The organism is Streptococcus sp. ALY_211 (assembly GCF_058314555.1).
Map to the genome: position 1 here is coordinate 1 of NZ_JBZFUN010000015.1, position 20,724 is coordinate 20,724.

Here is a 20,724-nt window from a genome sequence, read left to right on the forward strand (position 1 = left end):
GTTTGTGACGCGTCAAGAGCCATAAGGCTTGAACAGAGTGAAAGCCAGCGTCTTTAGGCGCTGGCTAGCTTTATGGGCTTATAGCCCTGGTTCAAACCACCCGTTTGACGGGTGGTTTTGATTTATGGCTTCGAGCCAGTTTTTCTCGGAGAGAAAAACAATAAAACCACCAGCTAAGCTGGTGGCTGATAAGGCTTTGAGCTTTCATTTATTTTTCCTGATATAATCTAAGTGTTCAGGTTAGACTAAGGAGGAAAAATAAATGGCAAAAACCAGTTACAGTCTATCACATACAAAATGGATGTGCAAATATCATATAGTCTTTACGCCTAAATATCGTCGTAAAGAAATCTATTATAAAATTAGGGCGGATTTGATAGCAATTATCCGTCAACTTTGCCTTTATAAAGGGGTAGAAATCATTGAAGGACATATGATGCCGGATCATGTTCATATGTTGGTCCTAATACCACCAAAGCTTTCGATTTCTGAATTTATGGGCTATTTAAAAAGTAAGAGTGCCTTGATGATTTTTGATAAGCATGCTAATTTGAAATACAAATACGGAAATCGAAAGTTTTGGGCGAGGGGCTACTACGTCAGCACAGTGGGTTTGAATGAAAAAACAGTAGCGAAATACATTAGAGATCAAGAGAAGGATGACATAGCTCTTGATAAGTTGAGTGTAAAAGAATACGAGGATCCATTTTCAGATGGAGGATTTCGAACACGATAAAAGCCCGTTTTTACGGGCATAAGTCAAGTAATCAAGCAGCCTGAACAACGTTCAGCTAGCGTCTTTAGACGCAGCTGGCACTCAACGCCTTATAGGCGGTGTACAAGCCACCCGTTTTCACGGGTGGTTTTGACTTTTTATCAAGATTATATCTCTAATTTCCTAGAATTTTAGCTTTTTGTGCTTGAAATTCTTCTTCTGTCAAGACACCCTGGTTTTTGAGCGCTTGCAATTTCATCAATTCTTGAGCAACCGAATTGGTGGCGTCAACAGCTGCCTGGCTAATATTTAACGCAGCTGATGGGCTTTCCTGGGTATAACCAGGTGCAGGCTTAGCAGAAACTGGCTGGGCTGGTTGAGGATTATTATTCCTAATAGCTAACACTAGTAGAACAATCCAACCAATCAAGGACCAAGCTGTGAGGAAATTGACAATAAACAGGGTCCACTTATTTTTGGCGGTACTTAGAATTGTCGGTAGGAAGTAGACGACTGAACTAATGATCGCAAGGAAGAACACTAAGATACCTTGTATCAATAAATTGAGTGTTGGAAAGACTAGACCGATCTCATACCATGTTAGGAAAAAGATTGGAATATAGGCTAGTACCATCATTGCGATTGTCGATGCTAACGTCTGCCCGGATCCCGTTTCCTCAGGCTGAGAAGTGGTTGCTTGCGCTGGTGTTTGGAAGGTATTGGTAGCAGCTTGAGAAGGGCCAGCTGATACAGGTTGAGCAAAGCTTTGAGCAACCTGCTCTGGCTGAGGTTGACTAGGTTGGAAAACTTCGGCTGATGGCTGAGGCTGGTAAGCTTCTGTCACATCAGCATAGGTAACTTCTGCTGAGGAATCTTGGCTTACTTGCGGAGCTACTGGTGACTCTTCAGAAATAGCTTCCTGCTCTTGTGCAGGCATTACCTCTTCCACACTGCTCTCTGATAAATGATCAGCTGGCATAGATGTAGTCTCCGATAGCGGCTGCGCAGGCGCTGCTGGAGTCTCATTTGCCACTGAGTTTGCTTCAGCTTGTACTGGACTAACCGGCTCAACTACAGGATCTTGCTTCTCTATAGGCTCAGGCTGAACTTGGGGCTGCTCCATCGTCTTATCTTGTGATAAAGGTTGTTGCGTCTGAGACGGTTCAGATTTTGCAACCATGGTAAATTCACCGTTTTTAGCGGCCTGTGCCATTTCTGGGATACTAGGCTTTCGTCCGTAAACCAGTGTGAAATATTCAATCCATTCTTGTTGATTCATAGTTTCCTCCATCTATTCTTAAGTGTCATTATAACAGACTCTTTTAGCTTGAGCAATGCCGAACCATTATTAGCCTTCTGGATCTATCCTTGAAAACTTTTCTATTATTTCTTATCTCCATAACCATTTGGATGCTTTGAATGCCAAGACCAAGCCGTTTCGATAATGGTTTCAATATCATCAAATTCTGGTGTCCAGCCAAGGATACTGCGAGCTTTCTGGGAATCTGCAATCAAAATATCAGGATCTCCTGGTCGGCGATCAGCTTTTTCGGCTGGGATCTCTTGACCTGTCACCCTACGAGCGGCTTCTAGAATTTGAAGATTTGAAAATCCCGTAGCAGATCCAAGGTTAAAGGCAGTTGAGGGATTTCCTTGACGAAGATAGTTGAGAGCTAGAAGATGGGCATCTGCCAAGTCAAAAGGATGCACGTAATCACGGACATTTGTGCCATCCAGCGTATCATAATCATCTCCAAAGATCATAATTTTTTCTCTAACTCCTTGAGCCACTTGTAGGATGATGGGTAAGAGATGGGTTTCAGGTCCGTGGTCTTCACCGATTGAGCCATCTGGTTTTGCGCCAGCAACATTAAAATAGCGTAAAGGAACAAATTTAATACCGTAAGCCTGGTCAGCCCATTTCATGATAGTTTCCATCATCAGCTTACTTTCACCATAGGGATTGATGGGGTGTTGAGGCGTCGTTTCCTTGATTGGAACTTCTTTTGGAACACCATAAGTGGCTGCCGTTGAGGAAAAGACAATGTACTTGATCTGGCACTCGTGCATAACTTCCAGAAGTTTAACCATGCCGACTGTATTGTTATCAAAATACTTGAGTGGCTTTTCCATTGACTCTGCCACCAGAGAATAGGCAGCAAAGTGAATAACGGCATCTACTGTAGGGTTTTCTGCAAAGACTTTGCGCATAAATTCCTGATCTGCTAAATCGCCTTGGTAAAAATGAGCGTCTGGATGGACCGCAGCACGGTGTCCTGTTGTAAGATTATCGACAACAACTACTTCTTCTCCTTTTTCGACCAAACGATCAACCATATGAGATCCAATATAACCTGCTCCACCTAAAACCATAATGGCCATAATTATCACAATTTCTGCTGGATATTAGCTTTCCGGCAGATTCCTTTCCTAACATTATTTACCCAATAGCTCATCGAGTTTTTATGTCAATTATACAGGTTAAATTCTAAAATTTCCATAACCCTAACATAGAAAAAATCAGTCCTAGAAGGGCTGATTTGTCTGTATAAAATTGACTTTTCTTCTGATTTTTAAGGAAGGTATTTGCCGGATGCTAGGTAGAGTTCATACCAATCATGATGTGACAGGCTCACTTTGCTAGCTTGAGCCGCTTCTCTAATGTGCTGTGGATTCATGCTTCCGATAATCACTTGCATATGAGCTGGATGGCGTAAAATCCAAGCCAAGGCAATGGCTGCTTTGGTAACTCCTTCACGTTTGGCAAATTTATCAAGAGCGGCATTTAGCTCTGGAAAATCTGGGTTATCGACAAAAGTTCCTTGGAAGAAGCCATATTGTAGAGGAGACCAGGCTTGAATGGTGATGTCATTAAGACGGCAATAATCCAGTGTATCACCATCACGATTGATTGACATATCTGTCTCCTTGTTATTCATATACAGCGGTTGGTCAATCAGTTGGGACTGCTCCATAGAAAGCTGAAGCTGGTTAAATACTAGAGGTTGCTTAACATATTTCTTAAGCAGCTCAATTTGCAAGGGCATAAGGTTGCTGACTCCAAAATAGCGGATCTTACCACTTTTTTCTAGTTCATCAAAAGCTTCTGCAACTTCTGCTGGATCAAATAAAACATCAGGGCGATGGAGCAAGAGTGAGTCAATATAATTAGTTTGCAAGCGTTCCAAACTTTCATCGACACTGGTCAAAATATTTTCTTTGGTCCAATCAAACTCGTGACGTTCAAAGCGTAAGCCGAGTTTAGTTTGAATAAAAATATCTTCACGCTTAATATCGGTCAGCTTGAAGGCTTGGCCAAAACGGCTCTCAGCTGCTCCGTTACCATAACTAGTGGCATGATCAAAAAAAGTAATTCCTGATTCATAGGCAGCTCTGATAACGTCTGCTGCTTCCCCATTTGATAAATCTGTCATACGCATACAACCTTGGACGATGGCTGCAACATTTTTAGGGCCGTTAACAATATCATAAGTTTTCATGATTTTTCCTCTTTTCTTTTATCAAGACTACTTTTCTAAACTAGCCAACACCTTAGCTACAATGTTTTCAACTGTCAATCCATTGGCTTGTAAGAGTTCAGAGCGGTCGTATCGATCGTGGAAGGCTTTGCTGATACCATAATTTTGAACTTTCAAGTTTGTATCACCCAAGTAGCTAGCTACTGTCTGTCCATAACCACCATCGAGCTGGCCATCCTCAAGGGTCACTACAACTTCATGGTTAGGTTCAAGAGAGTCCAATAATTCTTTATCCAATCCAGAAGCAAACCGAGGATTGACCAAGGTAGCTGTTATAGCATGGTCTTTTGCTAAGACATCTGCAACTTCCTTGGCGAGGTGGTAGAAGTTGCCGAGACCAAAGAGGGCTACGCCTTTACCTTCTTGTGTCACCAAATTTTTATTGATAGCTGAAAAATCAGCTGGTACAGCCTGACCAGTTTCCTTAACTTCTCCAAATGGGACACGAATAATAACTGGATAGTCTGTTTGATCAACAGCCCAATCCACCATGGCCAAATGTTCTTCCTTGCTGGTCGGTGCTAGGTAGACTATATTAGGAATATGAGAAGCATAGGTCATGTCAAAAATGCCCAGGTGGCTCTCCACATTCATGGCTTGGCTGGAAGCTCCGTAAACTAAGACAGTTGCTGGTTCTTTATTGAGAGCCATATCATGTGATAGCTGGTCATAAGCCCTCTGCATAAAGGTTGCTGTCACTGCCCAGACTGGCTTAGCACCATTTTGTGCTAGTCCTGTTGCCATAGTAGCTGCTTGCTCTTCAGCAATCCCCACATCTACAAATTGTCGTCCTGCCTCTTGCCGTTGATCCATAGATAGAATAATCCCAGGTGTACCAGCATTGAGAACAATAACGGTTGGATCTTGCTTAATCTTGTTGACGATTAATTCTGTCGTCAGACTGTTGTAGGTTTCTTGACTATTTCCTTGATCTAGATACTGCCCTGTCTCTAGACTAAATGGTCCACCAGCATGGAAATTGTTACGATTATCTTCGGCTGGTTTAAATCCCTTACCCTTGATCGTATGAATGTGTAAAATGACAGGATGATCGCTGTCTTTGACATCTTCAAAAAGTTGGATCAAGGACTGAAGGTCATTGCCCTCTTCTAGATAACGATAATCAAAGCCAAGTGCCTTGAAAAGATTATTTGCCGCTTCTCCCTTACTTTCACGCAAGGTACGCAGAGCTGTGTAAAGCCCCCCTTGTGGATTAGGAGCAATTGACTGGTCATTATCATTGACGATCACTATGGTATTAGTCCCTGATGTCGCAATCTGATTCAGGCCTTCAAAAGCCATCCCCCCTGATAGAGAGCCATCTCCAATTAGAGCCACAACATTGTAAGATTCTCCCTTTAAATCACGCGCACGCGCTACACCTGATGCCAAGGACAAAGAGGTGGAGGTGTGACCAGCAATGAATTGGTCGTGCTCGCTTTCTCTAGGGTTGGTGTAGCCAGACACATCATCATAATGAGCTGGATCTGTGAAGGCTTGGGCACGGCCAGTTAGCATTTTATGGATGTAGGTCTGATGCGATACATCAAAGATAAACTTATCGATAGGCGATTGGAAGACATAATGCATAGCTACTGTCATCTCAACCACACCAAGGTTGGGCCCGTTATGACCACCATGGTGACTCAATTTTTCTAAAAGAGCTTGACGGGCATCATCTACAACTTCTTGGAGTTGGGTTGCCGATAGATTTTTTAAATCAGCAGGTGATTGAATCTTTTCTAACATCACTTATTCCTCCTTTATTCATGCCGTCATTATACACCTTGGAGTTAACTCCAAGGCAACTAAATAGACATATGCCCTGTAAGTAGGATCGCCCTTACTGGCACTTTACCAAAGAACGAGTCTGGGACAAAAGCCCAGACTCGTAGCATTATTTATTAGATTTGCGCAGTGGTTGGGAGCAAGACTCGCTGACTTGCCGGCTTAGTCTTACCCCTGCACAGTTCATTAGGTGCTTTAGTACCAATGAACCACTGCTGATTGGCAGTCCTTATCTTGGGGCCATTCTTATTTTCAGGCGCTCCCTTAAACAGGCCACTGGACTGTTTAACGACCATGCAAGTGATAACTCCAACGGTTTGGGGAACTGTTGGAAGCCACCTAATCTCATGAACTTACTGTTCATCTCATTTTCAACCTCAAAAGGTCTGGGAGACCTTTTGAGCTATGTAGAACTTTTTAATCGGGAAATAAAGCCTGCAAAGCAATGGTCAAAAGCTCCAATGGGCTTTGGCAGTCTGGGGATAGACTGCCAAAGCATTCTACCTAAAAATAGGAAAGCGAGGTAAATCAAAACGGTGATTTTCTCACGGTTTACTGACTGAGTCCCACTCTCGTTCTTGCTTAGTCATAGTTCCGGTCTAGTTCTTTATTTTCTAAAATGCGCAAGAAATGGTCACTCGGCACTTCACCATTATGATATTTACGATAGAGCTCTGTCAAAGATTCTCTGTGCTTATCATAGAGGTCTTTTCGTTTTTCTAATTGTTGGTGATGGAAACGATCGATCTCTGACTTATTTTGCCTCAAGAGGACTCGTAACTCTTCTTGCTCATCTTGGTTTTTGATTTGGTTTAGTCCCCAGGCAACTTTCTTAGCGGCATAGTCCTGATAATCGTGAATTCTTGAGCGCTCCAACTCCCTGTGGCGATTGATAATGGTAGTGAGTTCCTTAGGAGAATGAATGAACTCCCTGACAGCTGTGATAGGATCAGCATCTACTACGGTGTAAGTCAGAGCTCCAAGGTAGGGCATCAAAAAGATTGTAATCGCTCCTGCTGCAATTAAAGTCGAAGCAATGTCACTGGACATAAAATTGTCCTTCACTGCTATTCCTGTAATACCAACAATCAAAGGAAGGGCTGTACTGCAATAAAAAGCAACGGAAAAACGATTGTGGAGACTGAGACGTTCTTTGGGATTTTTCTCTAACGAAAGGGAAATCACAATAGGAATGGCACGAATCATAATCAAGGCTGCGATAAAGGCTAGCAATAAGCCTGGGCGTTTACCAACAGCACTCATGTTGATACTAGATCCAGACATAACAAAGAAGAGGGGAATCAAAAAACCATGAGCCAATCCATTGAGCTTTTTCTCCAAGAGGTGAGAGTTTTCTGGCATGACAAAGCGAAGAACAAATCCTGCCGCAAAGGCTCCTAGGACAATATCCAACTTAAATAGCGATGAAAAGGCAACCAAGACAATCATCAATAAAATAGTGATACGAACGGTCATCTGAGAATTGGTATCTGCCTTTGCTTTCAAGAAATTGTAGAGACTCCCTCCACCTTGAACCGCTTTATTTCCCAAAAATCCCAGCCAAATACAAAGAATCAGCAGCAAGCCCAAGATCGTTGCTGTTTGCCAGGTAGATCGAGCTGATAATAAGATAGCCATGGCAATGACTGTCGATACCTCTCCCCAGGTCCCGTAGGCTAGGATGGTATCACCCATTTTTGTTCCAATGAGCCCTCTTTCTTCAAGGATGGGCATAAGAGTTCCCAGAGCTGATGTGGTAAAGAGTAGGGCGGTTGCAATCACCCCTTGGCTACCTGAGGCAATATTGGGCATGATGACTGCGACTGCTAGACCAATCACAAAGGTTACACCCCAAGTCCAAAACCCTTTCTTTCCTTCTTTTCCGACAATGACTTTAGGGTCAATTTCATACCCTGCCAGTAAGAATAAGAAGGCACAGCCTAACTCTGATAGCAGTTCCAAGGCTTCACTATGCGCATGAATCATATTTAAACTATGAGGTCCAAGAAGGGCTCCCGCTGCAATCAAGAGGACTGGCTCAGGAACGACCTGTCTGGGAATTAGTCTAGCTACTAAGGGGGTTACTGCTGATATAAAGGTAATAATGGTTAGTGAAATAAAAATCTCTGTCATAACAATCTCCTTTGAAAAGGTCTGGGAACATTGAACTGTCACATTTCTGCGATTATATCAATCCTTGTCCCGTCCTCGGTCAAAATCTTTGGTATTATATCATTTTCACCTATTGCCTGCTAGCCTTGGGGCTTGTTTGTCATAAGATTGTCAGTGATTTGTTATCTCTTTGATCTCATCTTTTGATTAAGGATACTAAAAACGGCTCCCCTTGGCCTTCAAGGCGAGCCGCTTGATTTTACTGGTATCATCGTCGCCTTTTATCATGGAGCTATCCATTAGGATCTGGATCAGTTTTCACAAACAGCCACTTGTTGTATCTCAACAGCCATCTGACTAAGAGATAAGCCGCATAAACGGCAACGCCTGCTGCAAACGTATAGAGAGACCACTTGACTATCTGCATTAGAAAAAGCTGGGGACTTCGTTCCAAGGTTGTTACCCAATCTCTCAAATTCCACAAACTGTAAAAGAAGCTATTATCATGAATCAAATAAACCATGAAGGTCGATTGGCCTAAGAATGATAAAACACGGCTATTGGGCAAGCATAAGCGCCTAAAAATCTCAAATAGGCAGACAGCAATGATAATAATAACTAGGCTGCTATTATTAAAATCAGGCACTCTTTGCAGAAACTCTTCCTTCTCGTCGCTGATCATATAATTTCTAATATTGGTGTTGACCTGATTAATGCCAGATATATAGATCAGGACGTAGCTTAAACCAGCGACTCCTATAAAGGTGGTTAGGCGAATCTTTTCGAAAACATCAAAACGGCGGATAAAGCCCGCTAGTGAATAGAGAAAAATGCCTGTCACCAAGATATCTAAGCCGCTAGCTAGAGACCGAAACATATGATTGGTCCAAGAGAAGGTCAAAAGAGCAAAAAGGATCAAGAGAAAGTTGGTATAGCCTTTTTGATCCAGCTTTTGTAAAAATTGATTTAAATAAAACTTGGCAAAGAGAATAACGGCAAAATAATAACCCACAAACCAGAATTCATCGTTGATCCGCATGAAGCGCTGCAGAGTCAGCGCAAAATCTGGTCGCCACTGTTGAATAAAAGGGGGCAAGCAAGTCAAAACTACCGCCACAAAGACAAGCTGGCTGATCAACTTCTTAGAAATATGGCCGATCTTAATAGCTTTTGCCTCCCTATTGGCCATGAAATAGCCTGATATAAGGATAAAAATCGCATTGCCAATACTGCCGAAAGTCATGATAATATTTAATATCAACAAGCGAGGATAAAAGACAGGATGATTGAAGGCATCAACAACCTCACGTCCCAAGCTTTCTGGATCAACCAGCTGGACTTTGACACAATGGCGCACGATATGATACATGATGATCAGAAACAGAGCGACCACTCTTAGCAGTTCAATATTAGCATCCCTGGGCTTCTTTTTTGTTGGCATCATGGCTTCCTCCCTCCATACATCGTCATTAAGAAACTCTCATCATTTTTGGCATTCCTTAACACTAACTATAACACTTGTACCATCCTAACATGAAATGGAAAGAAGGTCTAGCTTTAAGCAAACCTGTCAAGTGTCTTGTGGAAGAGCTTTTGTGATGGTGAGCGTGACTTCAATATGGAGAGGTTATTATTACATAAACATTTCTAGGATTTCTTTAGCATATATATCTGAGTGATTGATAGAATACTCTCCATGATACAGGTTGTCCTTGATTTCTAAATAACTTCTAGGAAGCATTTCATAAAGTAATTCCACCAAGAAAGTCCACCACCATGAGGCAGTATGATAATATCCTTGTTTTGTTCTCCATCTTCTACTATTTTCATGGGTTCTCTCCATTTCTGTTATTCGTGGGACTTCTACCCTTCTCAAGCTTCCCTAATTAGCAAATGCTATTCCTGCTTGCTGACTTCATCAACAAGATGTTCAGCTAATTTTTCACTATACTATTTATTATACTGCGAAAATACAAAAAGACTGTTACTACAGTGTATTTTACTGTAATGACAGTTCTTTTTTCTTTATCATTCCATTTCCTATCCATTCAAGGAGAACTTTATGTTCTTCATTTTCTAAAAAACTAATACCTAACCATCTCTTAAATTGTCTAAGCTTGAATCGTCCTTTTTAAAATAAGTAGGAAGATTATTTTCTTCAAATGGACTTATTTGATCTTTTTAACATAACGTTTTCCTACACAGTTTCCAAAACTATTTCCTAATTACTTATTAAATAATTTTGCCCAGTTTTGCTTTGCATTCATGATACGAGAAATATAGACATTGTACTCCTCAATATAATAAAAAGCTAAATAATTCTCAATAGGCATGTAGCGGTAGCTTTTGCCATCATCAGTTAATTCACCATAACCTCGGCTCGCCACACGGGGACAAGCTTCAGGGAAGATTTCTAAAGTTTCTAAGGCAGATAAAATTAAATCAATTTTACTATCGGCAGATTGTTGGCTATAAAAGTTGAGAACAATGTACTCATGAATAGCTTTCAAATCCTGCTTAGCCGCATCAGATAAGGAAACGATGTAAGGTTTACGATTAGTCAAGACCAAATTCCTTTCTGACGTCTGCAAGCACTGTGACCTTACCTTGAGCAATATCTTGATGGCCTAGCAAAATCTCTTTCTTTAAATCTTCAAAAGCAATTTGATACTGTGACTCTGGCAAGTCACTCGAAACAAATTCTTTGGCATCGACAGCGCCAGTCGCAATCTTCCTTAATGCGGCATTAAAAACATCTGTAAGACTGATTTGCTCATCTGCTAAAATGTCCTTAGTTTGTTGATAAAAAGCAGAATCTGCACGAAAATTAACAGGTTGTGTAGTAGCCATATGAAGCACCTCTTGTATATACTATATGTATTTACATTGTAGCATATAGTTAATGTATCATTCAACTAAAAACTCAATATAGCCACGCCGTATGCATGAAAAGTTCCTCTAAATATTTTTGTGACTGGCAGCCATTTTTAAATGGATAGATTCCTTGTCGTTTCACCATCAACCATTTTTACAAGTTCTATGGTAACTTCCCCAAAAGTTTCTTTCAGATTTTTTAAAAGAGTTATCACATTCCATAAATTAATCTCCCTAAAAATAAGCACGCCCTCAGAGGTTCAGTTTTACCGCATCACTTGATTCTTCGACAGCTATCTTATATTTTACTTCGCTCGTACAAGCAGTGCAACCACCTCCACATGATGCGTCTGTCGAAGTCAAAAGATTCAGTGAATCTTTTGAGCGCCTTGCCTTAAAATAGTAAGCAAGGCGGACAATCTAATTGCATTGTTCGAGTAAAGCGACACATTCGATGTGATGTGTGTTTGGGAAAAGGTCCACCGGCTGGACTTTCTTTAGTTGGTAGCCCAGCTCTTGGTAGCGTTTGATGTCACGTGCCATAGTGGCTGGGTTACATGAAATGTAGGTGATTTTGTGTGGTGACATGGCAGCACTTGCTGTGATGAAGCTTTCCGTCAGGCCTTTACGAGGGGGATCCACTAGGATAAGGCTTGGTTTGATGCCCTCTTTTATCCATTGATCCATAGCTGCTTCTGCACTAGAAGCCACATAGTGGGCATTGGTGATCCCATTTTTTCGTGCATTCGCCTTGGCATCTTCTACAGCTGCTTCCACCACTTCGACTCCATATACTGCCTTAACCTGCTTGGCAAAAGAGAGGCCAATCGTTCCGATACCAGAATAGGCATCAATAACTACATCATCGGGTCCTAGATCAGAAAAATCAATAGCTGTCTGATAAAGCTTTTCTGCCATAACTGTATTGACTTGATAGAAGGATTGAGCTGAGATGTCATAGCGATTTCCCAACATCTGATCCTCGATCGTTGTTTTACCGTAAAGGGTCCGAAACGACTTTCCAAAAATCACATTGGTATTTTGATCATTGACATTTTGGATGATAGAAACCAGGTTCGGAAAGGCTTGCGTCAGTTCGTTTATCAACTGGTCAATACGAAATAGTTTCAGACGTGTGCTAACAATCACCAGCATCATCTGCCCCGTGTAATGCCCTCGACGAACGACTAGATTGCGAATGAGACCTGTCTGATTGTCCTCATCATAAGGCTTAAGGTCATAGCGACGCAATAAATCCCTAGTGTAAGCAATCAAGCGGTCGATTTCCTTGTCTTGAATGTAAAAATCCTCTATAGGAAGCAAATCATGAGAGTTCTTTCTGAAAAAACCAGTTTCTAGTTGTCCCTTGACCCGACGTACAGGAACTTGCGCCTTATTACGGTAGGCATAAGGTTCATCCATGCCAATGGTTTCAGCCACCTCAATGTCAGTAATTCCGGCTGTCTTCGCTAGATTAGTAATGACTTGCTGGCGCTTAAATTTGAGCTGCTCAGCATAATCCAGATGTCCTAGATCAGCTATTCCTGTCCGCAGATAGGTAGCATCTAGATCCTGGTTACGAAAAGGGGAAAACTCCAAGTACTCCTCGACTTTGCCATAGCCGATTTTCTTTTTGACTTTTAAGACCCGCATCGAAATACGCTCACCCGGCAAGGCATTGTCCACAAAAAAGACAAGGCCGTCGACCTTAGCTACACCTGCTCCCTCGTGGGTCAAGTCTATAATCGTTACATCTATGATAGTATTTTTTTCTAACATACTCTCTCATTTCTCGTTTACTAGTATTGGATCTCTTCCTGGCGCCCTGATTGACTGTCGATTCAAACTCAGACTACAAAAGAATGTTGGACTCAATCAGTAAACCGTGAAAAAATCACGGTTTTGATTTACCTCGCTTTCCCATTTTTAGACTCGGAGTTCTGCCACTTTCTTATTTTTAGGTGGCAGGCTTTGACAGGCTATTCCCAGACTGCCAAAGTCCACTGGAGCATTTTGACACTTGCTTTACAAGCTCTATTTCCCGATTAAAAAGCTCTACTAGAGCTTTTTAACCCACCTCCGCATAGCTCAAAAGGTCTGGGAGATCTTTTGAAGTTGAAAATGAAATGAACAGTAAGTTCATGAGATTAGATAACCTCCAACAGTTCCCCAAACTGTTGGAGCTATCGCTTGCATGGTAGTTAAACAGTCCAGTGGACTGTTTAAGGGGGTGCCTGAAAATAAGAATGCGCCCCAAGATAAGGACCGTCAATCAGCAGTGGTTCATTGGTACTAAAGCACTTAATGAACTGTGCAGGGGTAAGATTAAAGTTGGCATAGCCAACAAGTCTTACTCCCAACCACTGCGCCTAGTCAGTGAAATTGACTAAATAAATAAGGCTGAGAACTTTTGTCTCAGTCTCATTATATCATACTTGATTACAGCCTAGCGTAGTCCCATTTCTGAGAGTTCGTTTTGATAATAATCAAAGTCAATAGACAAGCCTGAGCCTCCATACATATCTGTCGCATCAGTCCAGTCGCTATGCTCAGGCATGGTTCGCTGCTCAACCCCCCTAGACATGTCTGACATTAAGCCCACACTATTTTGAAGAAGAAAGGTATAAGGAATATTGGTCGATGTCATGCCAAAGATTTTTCCTGCCGCCTCTGATCCTGATAAGAGCTTGGAGATATTTTTAGTCTGACTAATGACTTCTGACATCACTTGTTGCTGACGCTTGGTGCGACCGTAATCGCCTTCATCATCCTTACGAAAACGTGCGTAATTGAGTAAGGTTCGCCCATCCATTTTTTGTTTACCTTCTTTGATGGTCTGTTCTGGTGTCACACCATTTTTAGCATTAAGGTCGTCTGGCACCTCAACTTCAGTCACATCTTCACCATCTATAGTGGCAAACTGGGCATCAATTTCAACACCATCTGGAAATAGGGTATCAACAGCTTTGGCAAAGGTTTCAAAATCCAGCATGGCATAATATTTTATCTTGATGTCAAAATTATCCTTTAGAACCTGCCGCATATACTCAGCACCGTGGTGGTCATCTTGCTCACCTAAATTGAAGGCAACATTGAGCTTTTGATCCTTAGCTCCCTCATAAGCACTGACCCCTGAGATATTAACCAGTGTATCCCTCATAAAACTGACAGTCTTTACCTTTTTATCGGAATTTCCCACATTGGCTACCATAATGGTATCAGTCCTGGCATCTGTATCGTTCTGAGTGACACGTTTGTCACTTCCTAGAATCAAAATATTAGTGCCGTCAGATGTATCTTCACCGTTGAATTCTTCAACTAAGGCTGCGTGATAATTAGGATCATTAGAGAGATCATGGATTCCTTTGTAAAAGCGGTAGCCCATCAAACCACCTACTAAAAGGAGAGCCATAACAGCCACCCAGAAGACTCGCTTAAGACGACGTCCCCAAGGTTTATAAGCCTTAGGTGCAGACGACTTCTTGTCCCGGCGCTTGCGCTTGTCCTTATTAGAACGTTGTCTGCTCGTCCTAGCTTTTCCTTCCGGATATAAAGGAAGCCCCTGTGGTGTTAAGTCAGCGTTTTCTTCAGAGTAATCCTCTAAACGAACCTCTGGATTTTCTTGTATCTGCTCTGCAAAACGACCCTCAGTAAGCTCTGGATTGGATCCAGCCACTTTTTGCCTTAAGTAGTCGTACTCCGCCATCTCTTTGGGTGTTAGATAGTGGAAGTTACTCATCAAATAGTTATAGCGTAATTCCTCATGATGAGTCAATCTAGGGTTTGCCATATTGTCGTTCCTTTTACTTATATCGTGAAGACCGAGTAGTCTCCCAGTATTTTATAGGTAATTTCTAGGCTAGCCAGCTCTTCTAAAGCAAAGCCGACCCGCTCTGGATCTTGGTTATCGATATCCAAAATAAAGAAATATTCTCCCAGGACTGTTCTTAGGGGGCGGCTTTCAATTTTAGTCAAATCAATGCCACGCCAGGCAAATACCGATAGGGCTTTGTATAAAGCGCCCGGCAGATTGTCTGGTAAGGTCAGGGCTAAACTTAACTTATGGGCTGATGCTTTCAGATCGATTTGAGGCTTATCGTGACCTAAGAGCCAGAATCGTGTAAAATTCTCATCTATTTCTTGGATATCTCTTCCAATGATGGTTAAACCGTACTCTTCAGCCGCTACTGTAGGAGCAATCGCTGCATAGGGCTTATCAGGATGATCAGCCACAAAGCGTGCTGCATAGGCGGTACTAGCTGTAGGCTCTATGGCCACATGTGCAAAGTGATCTTGGAGATATTGTTTGGCTTGAGCAATAGCTTGAGGATGGGAAAAAATCTTAGCAATAGCTCTGTCTGTCCGGCTTGCCATTAACTGCTGTTTAATGGGCTGAACAATCTCAGCCGTAGCCCTGATCTCTGCACGGTGAAAGAGATAATCTAGGCTCTCATGAACTGAGCCTTCAATAGAATTTTCAACAGGAACGATGGCATAATCCACTTCCTGCTTCTCATAGGCCTTGATAACTTCTGTTATCGTTTTATAAGGCTTAAGCTCAGCATCAGCAAAGATCCTCAAGGCTGCATTATGTGTAAAAGACCCACTAGGGCCCAAATAACCTACAAACATTTAATTATCTCCGCAATCGCTTCTGGTGATTTGTCTGTCACATCAATAGTATAGTTGGCTGAGGCTTGATAAAGCTTCTGACGGCTATCAAAGATAGCCTTAAAGTTGTCCTTGTCATTATGGACGAAGAGGGGCCTAATATTGGCTTTATCAGCTTGGATACGATCATATAAGGTATCAAAATCAGCCTGTAGATAAATAGTCTGTCCATTAGCCGCTAGGAGCTGGCGACTTTCTGGGCTCAAAACTACTCCGCCTCCTGTTGAGATAAGGTGGTGACTTTCTGACAAATCAGAAAGGGTCTGTCTTTCAAGTTGACGAAAGGCTGCTTCTCCGTGCTGCTCAAAAAAATCAGCAATAGTCATTCCAATCTTGTCTGCTATCACCTGATCCATATCAATAAAATCAGGATCTACCAAAGATGCTACAGAGGATTTACCTGATCCCATGAAGCCAATTAAAATCTTAGCCATTGATCAACTCTTTCAAGTGGTCAAAGAATGTTGGGTAGCTGGTATTAATCGCTTCTGCTCGATCAAGCTCAACCTCACCAGTCTTGACTAAAAGGGCAGCAATAGCTACCATCATTCCAATGCGATGATCCCCTTGGGTATTGATATGAGCTCCATGCAGGAGGGTTCTTCCATTAATAATCATACCATCAGCAGTCGGATGAATCTCTGCCCCCATACTATTTAAGGCATCGGCTACAACCTGAATACGATCCGTTTCCTTTACCTTGAGTTCTTGAGCATCACGGATAACTGTCTGCCCCTTAGCCTGAGTAGCTAAGAGCGCAATAATAGGCAGTTCATCAATCAAACGGGGGATAATCTCTCCTGATATTTCTGTACCGTGGAGCTCTGATGTTTCCACTGTAATCGTTGCTGACTTAGCGACTGGATCGATCTCACTTAGAGCCAGTTTACCTCCCATCGATTTAATGACGTCCAGAATACCCGTTCGTGTTTCATTGATCCCAACGTTTTCGAGCACAATCTTACTATCTGGTAGTACGAGACCTGCGACCAACCAGAATGCTGCACTGGAGATATCCCCAGGTACATGGATATCCTGAGCTGTGAAGGTTTGAGAACCCCGTACACGAATTTCCTTGCCTTCAATTTCTAAGTGACCCCCAAATTGAGTGATCATATCTTCCGTATGATTACGTGTTTTCTCTTTTTCAATGATGATAGATTCCCCATCAGCTTGCAAGGCTGCAAAAATAAGAGCGGATTTAACCTGAGCAGATGCAACGGGAAGCTCATAATGGATAGGCGCGAGGGATTTGGAGCCATGCATTTTAAGGGGGGGTAAATCACGATCAGTGCGACCGGCTATCTCTACGCCCATCTTTCTCAAGGGAATTGATACACGGTCCATAGGACGCTTAGATAAGGAGTCATCTCCCACCATCTCAACAGCAAAGTCTTGACCTGCAAGAAGACCTGAAAGCAACCGAATAGAGGTACCCGAATTCCCCATATCTAATGCTTGCTCTGGTGCCTTGAGACCATCAAAACCTACACCGTGAATTTTCACTAGCTTGCCATCATCTTCGATAGTGACTCCCATATCACGAAAAGCCTGTATAGTTGAGAGGACATCCTCTCCTCTCAAGATATCATGTACCGTCGTCACGCCCTTAGCTAGGCTACCGAACATGATAGAACGATGACTAATTGATTTATCCCCAGGAATACGTAGGTGACCACGCAGGTGATCAACAGCTGTTTCAAGTTTCATAAATAGGCTCCAATATGCAAATGATTATCAATATTTTACCACAAAGCCTTCAAATATTCAGAGCTGATCCGAAAATTCTTTGGGACTTTTGGATGATTTTAAGTCGAATCACTATTTTATGTCTTCTCACTAACTAAAAAGCCTGGAGGCAAAGTCCAGACTTTTAAGCATTGTTATAGATTTATCAGACAAGTACAACGGTTGCCCCCTGTCCCTTGTCTTGCTCTCTTGTGGCTATCAAGCATAGCCGTAGAGTTGACTAGCCGTCACAAAGGTGTAGCCTTGAGACTTAAGGTAGTCGAGAACTTTTGGAAGGGCTTGAACTGTTGTTGGATGAATATCATGCATCAAGATCACACTCCCCTCCTTGGTCTGTTGCTTAACCTGTTCAAGAATAGCATCTGGATCCTTGCTCTGCCAATCAAGAGTATCAACATCCCAGAGAACTTCATAAAGGTTTGATGCATTGCGGACTGTTTCATTTGTTTGACCGTAAGGTGGTCTCAGAACAGCTGGTGGTAGGCCAGTGGCATCTTGAATCGCCTTACTTGTTTGATTTATTTCAATATCTAAGGCGTCCATCGGCAAACTGCTTAGCATGGAATGGCTCCATGAGTGATTCCCAATTTCTTGGCCGTCATCCACGAGATCTTTCATGATAGACTCATTTCCCTCAATATTTTGGCCAACCACAAAGAAGGTGGCCTTTGCACGGTATTTTTTGAGAATTTCCAGCACTTGAGGCGTCGTTGTTGCATCTGGTCCGTCATCAAAAGTCAAAGCAACATAACGACCAGACATCTTTTGATGGTAGGCATTGCTACTATGTTTGTAGGTTTGATAGGCCTTCAGGTCTTCATTTTTTAAATAAATAGGGTTTAAAATAGAGTAGAGCTGGTCTATCTCTAATGGGATGGACTTGTCTTGGATCAACAGTCTTAGCTCCCCATTACGATAATCATAGTCTTGTGATTTTAGGCTTGTTTTTTGGAAGGTGGCCATCAGTTGCTTTCTATCTTTATTGCTAAGAGCGATAGATTTCAAGCTATTTTCCACTAGAGGCTTCAGGTCATCTTTGGCCTTGGGTGAGCGAGATAAAAAGTCTGCCAAGGTAACACGTGAATTATCAGAATTGACGATAATCGATTGTAAGATTTTAGTCTTCTGGCGTCTTAGCTTTTTATCCTTGGACTGATAGGTATCCATATAAATGTCTGCCTGACGGATACCGCTGAGCTGGACTTGGGAGTAAGACAATCCAATAAAGCGATAGCTGCCCTCAGAGCGCTTAGTCCCTAATTGTTTTATCTCTTTCTTTAGTGGACCATTAATCTTACCATCAGAATCAGCTGGGAAATGGTAATAGGTCGTCCCTTCTCTAATCACTCTAATCGGACCATTTTGACGGCTTTTATTGATCTCCATTTTTGTTACTGCATGTAGATCATCTTGGACGACAGCATGCTGGTAGATGAGCAAGCCTAGCAGAGCAGCTGAGACAAAAATAGCAGCATACAGAAAGTAGATATATTTTTTCACGATATTCCCCTTTAACTCAATCACCTTTATTATAGAGGAAAAACATTGATGTATCAAGAACTTGTTTAAATCATCTACTTACTGTCCCTCTCTGTATTTCCTATAGCTATTATCAAGCGGGGCCAAAATAATTTATCCGCATATCAGACAACATGTATCTTACTTTATTCTTATCTATTTTCACTAACTTAGCACAGCAGCTGTTGGCTTTTTCAATAGTTTCAGATACTAAAAAACAAGCTCACATTGAACTTGTTTTTTTAAATCTTGAATCTTATTTACCCAGTTTTGCTTTTGCCGCATCAGCCAATGCTGTAAATGCTGCAGAATCATTGACAGCCAAGTCAGCAAGCATCTTGCGGTTCACTTCGATTTCAGCTAACTTCAAGCCATGCATAAGCTGTGAATATGACAAACCGTTCATACGTGCAGCTGCATTAATACGAGTGATCCACAATTTGCGGAAATCACGCTTACGTTGACGACGGTCACGGTAAGCATAGTAGTAAGAGTTCATCACTTGTTCTTTTGCAGTACGGAACAAGATGTGTTTAGCACCATAGTAACCTTTAGCTAATTTCAGTACACGTTTACGGCGTTTACGTGAAACAACGCCACCTTTAACACGAGCCATTTAATATTTCCTCCGAATTTCTTAAGTTCCTGTATGCTAACGCTTATTTCATGCGTGTCAGCATTGATTTAATACGTTTGAAGTCTCCTGAATGCACCATAGATGCTTTACGAAGATGACGACGTTGTTTTTTAGTTTTACCGTGGAAACGGTGAGATGTGTAGGCACGGAAGCGTTTCAAACCGCCTGAACCTGTACGTTTAAAACGTTTAGCTGATGCACGATGTGTTTTTTGTTTTGGCATTTTAAATTCTCCTTATGTCGTTTTCTTGGTATCCCTTACTTTTTCTTATCAGGGATTGGCGCCAATTGCATAAACATCTGACGACCATCCATCTTAGCACGTTGCTCAATGATAGCGATATCTTGAGTCGCTTCAGCAAAGTCGGCTAAAACCTTAGCTCCGATGTCCTTGTGAGTAATCATACGACCGCGGAAGCGGATAGAAACTTTGACCTTGTTGCCTTTTTCAAGAAATTTACGGCCATTGCGAAGTTTAGTCTCAAAATCACCCTTATCAATAACCGGACTGAGACGCACTTCTTTAATAGTAACAGTGCTTTGCTTTTTGCGCTGCTCCTTTTGTTTCTTTTGATACTCAAATTTGAACTTGCCATAGTCCATAATTTTTGCAACTGGTGGAGTTGCTTGTGGTTGAATCAAGACAAGGTCAACATTAGCTTCGTCAGCTGCTGCCTGTGCTTCAGACAGAGGCTTGATGCCTAACTGCTCCCCATCGAGTCCCACAAGGCGAACTTCCCGAACGCGAATTTCATCATTTATGAATAAATCTTTTTTTGCGATGATTTTCACCTCTTCATTTTTTGAGAAAAACGAAAGCGGACTTGACAAACCAAGCCCGCACTACATAATAGTTCATCTTTTTGAACTTTGACATGTAGAGCCAGACAACGTTAGTCGCAAGGCGAGAAGCTCTCACTTCTGCTTTTCTCATTGATGATAGTCTATCATAACTATCAGTTCATGTCAATTAATTTCTTTGCTTTTTCTGTAATATATCATTCGAAAATGATAATGTCTTAGCTAGGTCGAATGTGAAAATGTCCCGTCTGGTAAACTAGAAAGATGAGGAAAATAGAACTAACTATGATAGAGTCAAAGAAATACCTAGTCATCAAAGC

Annotated in this window: 20 protein-coding genes and 1 other annotated feature; of the genes, 1 reads left to right on the forward strand and 19 read right to left on the reverse strand. The window is 41.9% G+C overall.

Annotation, left to right across the window (positions count from 1 at the left end; genetic code table 11):
• Positions 1 to 262: 262 nt before the first annotated feature.
• Positions 263 to 736: an IS200/IS605 family transposase gene (gene tnpA / locus AC4HAJ_RS08325; RefSeq protein WP_491079695.1), complete on the forward strand. Its 474-nt coding sequence runs from the start codon at positions 263 to 265 to the stop codon at positions 734 to 736.
• Between the two features lie 154 nt (positions 737 to 890).
• On the opposite strand, the gene AC4HAJ_RS08330 is transcribed toward tnpA, so the two are convergent.
• From AC4HAJ_RS08330 to AC4HAJ_RS08420, 19 genes are all read right to left on the reverse strand, one after another.
• Positions 891 to 1,994, reverse strand: a complete 1,104-nt coding sequence (locus AC4HAJ_RS08330) for a superinfection immunity protein (protein ID WP_491079696.1) — start codon at positions 1,992 to 1,994, stop codon at positions 891 to 893.
• Positions 1,995 to 2,098: 104 nt separating this feature from the next.
• Positions 2,099 to 3,097, reverse strand: a complete 999-nt coding sequence (gene galE, locus AC4HAJ_RS08335) for a UDP-glucose 4-epimerase GalE (protein WP_491079697.1) — start codon at positions 3,095 to 3,097, stop codon at positions 2,099 to 2,101.
• 191 nt (positions 3,098 to 3,288) lie between these two features.
• The gene (locus AC4HAJ_RS08340; protein ID WP_491079698.1) at positions 3,289 to 4,215 is read right to left on the reverse strand and encodes an aldo/keto reductase; all 927 of its coding nucleotides are present in this window, start codon (positions 4,213 to 4,215) and stop codon (positions 3,289 to 3,291) included.
• A gap of 27 nt (positions 4,216 to 4,242) precedes the next feature.
• Positions 4,243 to 6,003 (reverse strand): 1-deoxy-D-xylulose-5-phosphate synthase, encoded by a 1,761-nt coding sequence (locus tag AC4HAJ_RS08345; RefSeq protein ID WP_491079699.1) that lies wholly within the window; start codon positions 6,001 to 6,003, stop codon positions 4,243 to 4,245.
• 155 nt (positions 6,004 to 6,158) lie between these two features.
• Positions 6,159 to 6,338 carry a hypothetical protein gene (locus AC4HAJ_RS08350; RefSeq protein WP_491079700.1) on the reverse strand — a complete coding sequence of 60 codons (180 nt, stop codon included), beginning with the start codon at positions 6,336 to 6,338 and terminating at the stop codon, positions 6,159 to 6,161.
• A gap of 286 nt (positions 6,339 to 6,624) precedes the next feature.
• Positions 6,625 to 8,175, reverse strand: a complete 1,551-nt coding sequence (locus AC4HAJ_RS08355) for a cation:proton antiporter (protein WP_491079701.1) — start codon at positions 8,173 to 8,175, stop codon at positions 6,625 to 6,627.
• A gap of 271 nt (positions 8,176 to 8,446) precedes the next feature.
• A complete protein-coding gene (locus AC4HAJ_RS08360; RefSeq protein ID WP_491079702.1) occupies positions 8,447 to 9,598 on the reverse strand; it encodes an acyltransferase family protein in 1,152 nt (383 codons plus the stop codon).
• Between the two features lie 781 nt (positions 9,599 to 10,379).
• Entirely contained in the window at positions 10,380 to 10,718 is a 339-nt protein-coding gene (locus AC4HAJ_RS08365; RefSeq protein WP_491079703.1) for a type II toxin-antitoxin system RelE/ParE family toxin, read from the reverse strand.
• Positions 10,711 to 11,004 carry a type II toxin-antitoxin system RelB/ParD family antitoxin gene (gene relB / locus AC4HAJ_RS08370; protein ID WP_491079704.1) on the reverse strand — a complete coding sequence of 98 codons (294 nt, stop codon included), beginning with the start codon at positions 11,002 to 11,004 and terminating at the stop codon, positions 10,711 to 10,713. The genes AC4HAJ_RS08365 and relB overlap by 8 nt, the downstream gene beginning before the upstream one ends.
• Positions 11,005 to 11,448: 444 nt before the next feature.
• Positions 11,449 to 12,807 carry a 23S rRNA (uracil(1939)-C(5))-methyltransferase RlmD gene (gene rlmD, locus AC4HAJ_RS08375; RefSeq protein ID WP_491079705.1) on the reverse strand — a complete coding sequence of 453 codons (1,359 nt, stop codon included), beginning with the start codon at positions 12,805 to 12,807 and terminating at the stop codon, positions 11,449 to 11,451.
• Between the two features lie 667 nt (positions 12,808 to 13,474).
• Positions 13,475 to 14,818 (reverse strand): LCP family protein, encoded by a 1,344-nt coding sequence (locus tag AC4HAJ_RS08380; RefSeq protein WP_491079706.1) that lies wholly within the window; start codon positions 14,816 to 14,818, stop codon positions 13,475 to 13,477.
• 17 nt (positions 14,819 to 14,835) lie between these two features.
• Positions 14,836 to 15,660, reverse strand: coding sequence for a prephenate dehydratase (gene pheA / locus AC4HAJ_RS08385; protein WP_491079707.1), 825 nt, complete (start codon positions 15,658 to 15,660; stop codon positions 14,836 to 14,838).
• Positions 15,651 to 16,133 (reverse strand): shikimate kinase, encoded by a 483-nt coding sequence (locus AC4HAJ_RS08390; RefSeq protein WP_491079708.1) that lies wholly within the window; start codon positions 16,131 to 16,133, stop codon positions 15,651 to 15,653. The genes pheA and AC4HAJ_RS08390 overlap by 10 nt, the downstream gene beginning before the upstream one ends.
• Entirely contained in the window at positions 16,126 to 17,409 is a 1,284-nt protein-coding gene (aroA, locus tag AC4HAJ_RS08395) for a 3-phosphoshikimate 1-carboxyvinyltransferase (protein ID WP_491079709.1), read from the reverse strand. Before aroA ends, AC4HAJ_RS08390 begins: the two co-directional genes overlap by 8 nt.
• A gap of 237 nt (positions 17,410 to 17,646) precedes the next feature.
• Entirely contained in the window at positions 17,647 to 18,948 is a 1,302-nt protein-coding gene (locus AC4HAJ_RS08400; protein ID WP_491079710.1) for a polysaccharide deacetylase family protein, read from the reverse strand.
• Positions 18,949 to 19,222: 274 nt separating this feature from the next.
• On the reverse strand, positions 19,223 to 19,582 hold the full coding sequence (gene rplT, locus AC4HAJ_RS08405) for a 50S ribosomal protein L20 (RefSeq protein WP_491079711.1): 360 nt from the start codon (positions 19,580 to 19,582) through the stop codon (positions 19,223 to 19,225).
• Positions 19,583 to 19,625: 43 nt separating this feature from the next.
• Complete coding sequence (gene rpmI, locus AC4HAJ_RS08410; RefSeq protein ID WP_075346980.1) at positions 19,626 to 19,826, reverse strand: 50S ribosomal protein L35; 201 nt, start codon at positions 19,824 to 19,826, stop codon at positions 19,626 to 19,628.
• A 35-nt stretch (positions 19,827 to 19,861) separates the two neighbouring features.
• Positions 19,862 to 20,395, reverse strand: coding sequence for a translation initiation factor IF-3 (gene infC / locus AC4HAJ_RS08415; RefSeq protein WP_491079712.1), 534 nt, complete (start codon positions 20,393 to 20,395; stop codon positions 19,862 to 19,864).
• Between the two features lie 4 nt (positions 20,396 to 20,399).
• Positions 20,400 to 20,537 carry a hypothetical protein gene (locus tag AC4HAJ_RS08420; protein WP_491079713.1) on the reverse strand — a complete coding sequence of 46 codons (138 nt, stop codon included), beginning with the start codon at positions 20,535 to 20,537 and terminating at the stop codon, positions 20,400 to 20,402.
• Positions 20,408 to 20,536, reverse strand: a sequence feature (ribosomal protein L20 leader region). It overlaps the preceding gene by 129 nt.
• Positions 20,538 to 20,724: the final 187 nt, after the last annotated feature.

Coding starts and splice junctions, on each gene's coding strand:
- tnpA (WP_491079695.1), top strand. CDS start 263: ATGGCAAAAACCAGTTACAGTCTATCACATACAAAATGGATGTGCAAA.
- AC4HAJ_RS08330 (WP_491079696.1), bottom strand. CDS start 1,994: ATGAATCAACAAGAATGGATTGAATATTTCACACTGGTTTACGGACGA.
- galE (WP_491079697.1), bottom strand. CDS start 3,097: ATGGCCATTATGGTTTTAGGTGGAGCAGGTTATATTGGATCTCATATG.
- AC4HAJ_RS08340 (WP_491079698.1), bottom strand. CDS start 4,215: ATGAAAACTTATGATATTGTTAACGGCCCTAAAAATGTTGCAGCCATC.
- AC4HAJ_RS08345 (WP_491079699.1), bottom strand. CDS start 6,003: ATGTTAGAAAAGATTCAATCACCTGCTGATTTAAAAAATCTATCGGCA.
- AC4HAJ_RS08350 (WP_491079700.1), bottom strand. CDS start 6,338: ATGGTCGTTAAACAGTCCAGTGGCCTGTTTAAGGGAGCGCCTGAAAAT.
- AC4HAJ_RS08355 (WP_491079701.1), bottom strand. CDS start 8,175: ATGACAGAGATTTTTATTTCACTAACCATTATTACCTTTATATCAGCA.
- AC4HAJ_RS08360 (WP_491079702.1), bottom strand. CDS start 9,598: ATGATGCCAACAAAAAAGAAGCCCAGGGATGCTAATATTGAACTGCTA.
- relB (WP_491079704.1), bottom strand. CDS start 11,004: ATGGCTACTACACAACCTGTTAATTTTCGTGCAGATTCTGCTTTTTAT.
- rlmD (WP_491079705.1), bottom strand. CDS start 12,807: ATGTTAGAAAAAAATACTATCATAGATGTAACGATTATAGACTTGACC.
- AC4HAJ_RS08380 (WP_491079706.1), bottom strand. CDS start 14,818: ATGGCAAACCCTAGATTGACTCATCATGAGGAATTACGCTATAACTAT.
- pheA (WP_491079707.1), bottom strand. CDS start 15,660: ATGTTTGTAGGTTATTTGGGCCCTAGTGGGTCTTTTACACATAATGCA.
- AC4HAJ_RS08390 (WP_491079708.1), bottom strand. CDS start 16,133: ATGGCTAAGATTTTAATTGGCTTCATGGGATCAGGTAAATCCTCTGTA.
- aroA (WP_491079709.1), bottom strand. CDS start 17,409: ATGAAACTTGAAACAGCTGTTGATCACCTGCGTGGTCACCTACGTATT.
- rplT (WP_491079711.1), bottom strand. CDS start 19,582: ATGGCTCGTGTTAAAGGTGGCGTTGTTTCACGTAAACGCCGTAAACGT.
- rpmI (WP_075346980.1), bottom strand. CDS start 19,826: ATGCCAAAACAAAAAACACATCGTGCATCAGCTAAACGTTTTAAACGT.
- AC4HAJ_RS08420 (WP_491079713.1), bottom strand. CDS start 20,537: ATGAGAAAAGCAGAAGTGAGAGCTTCTCGCCTTGCGACTAACGTTGTC.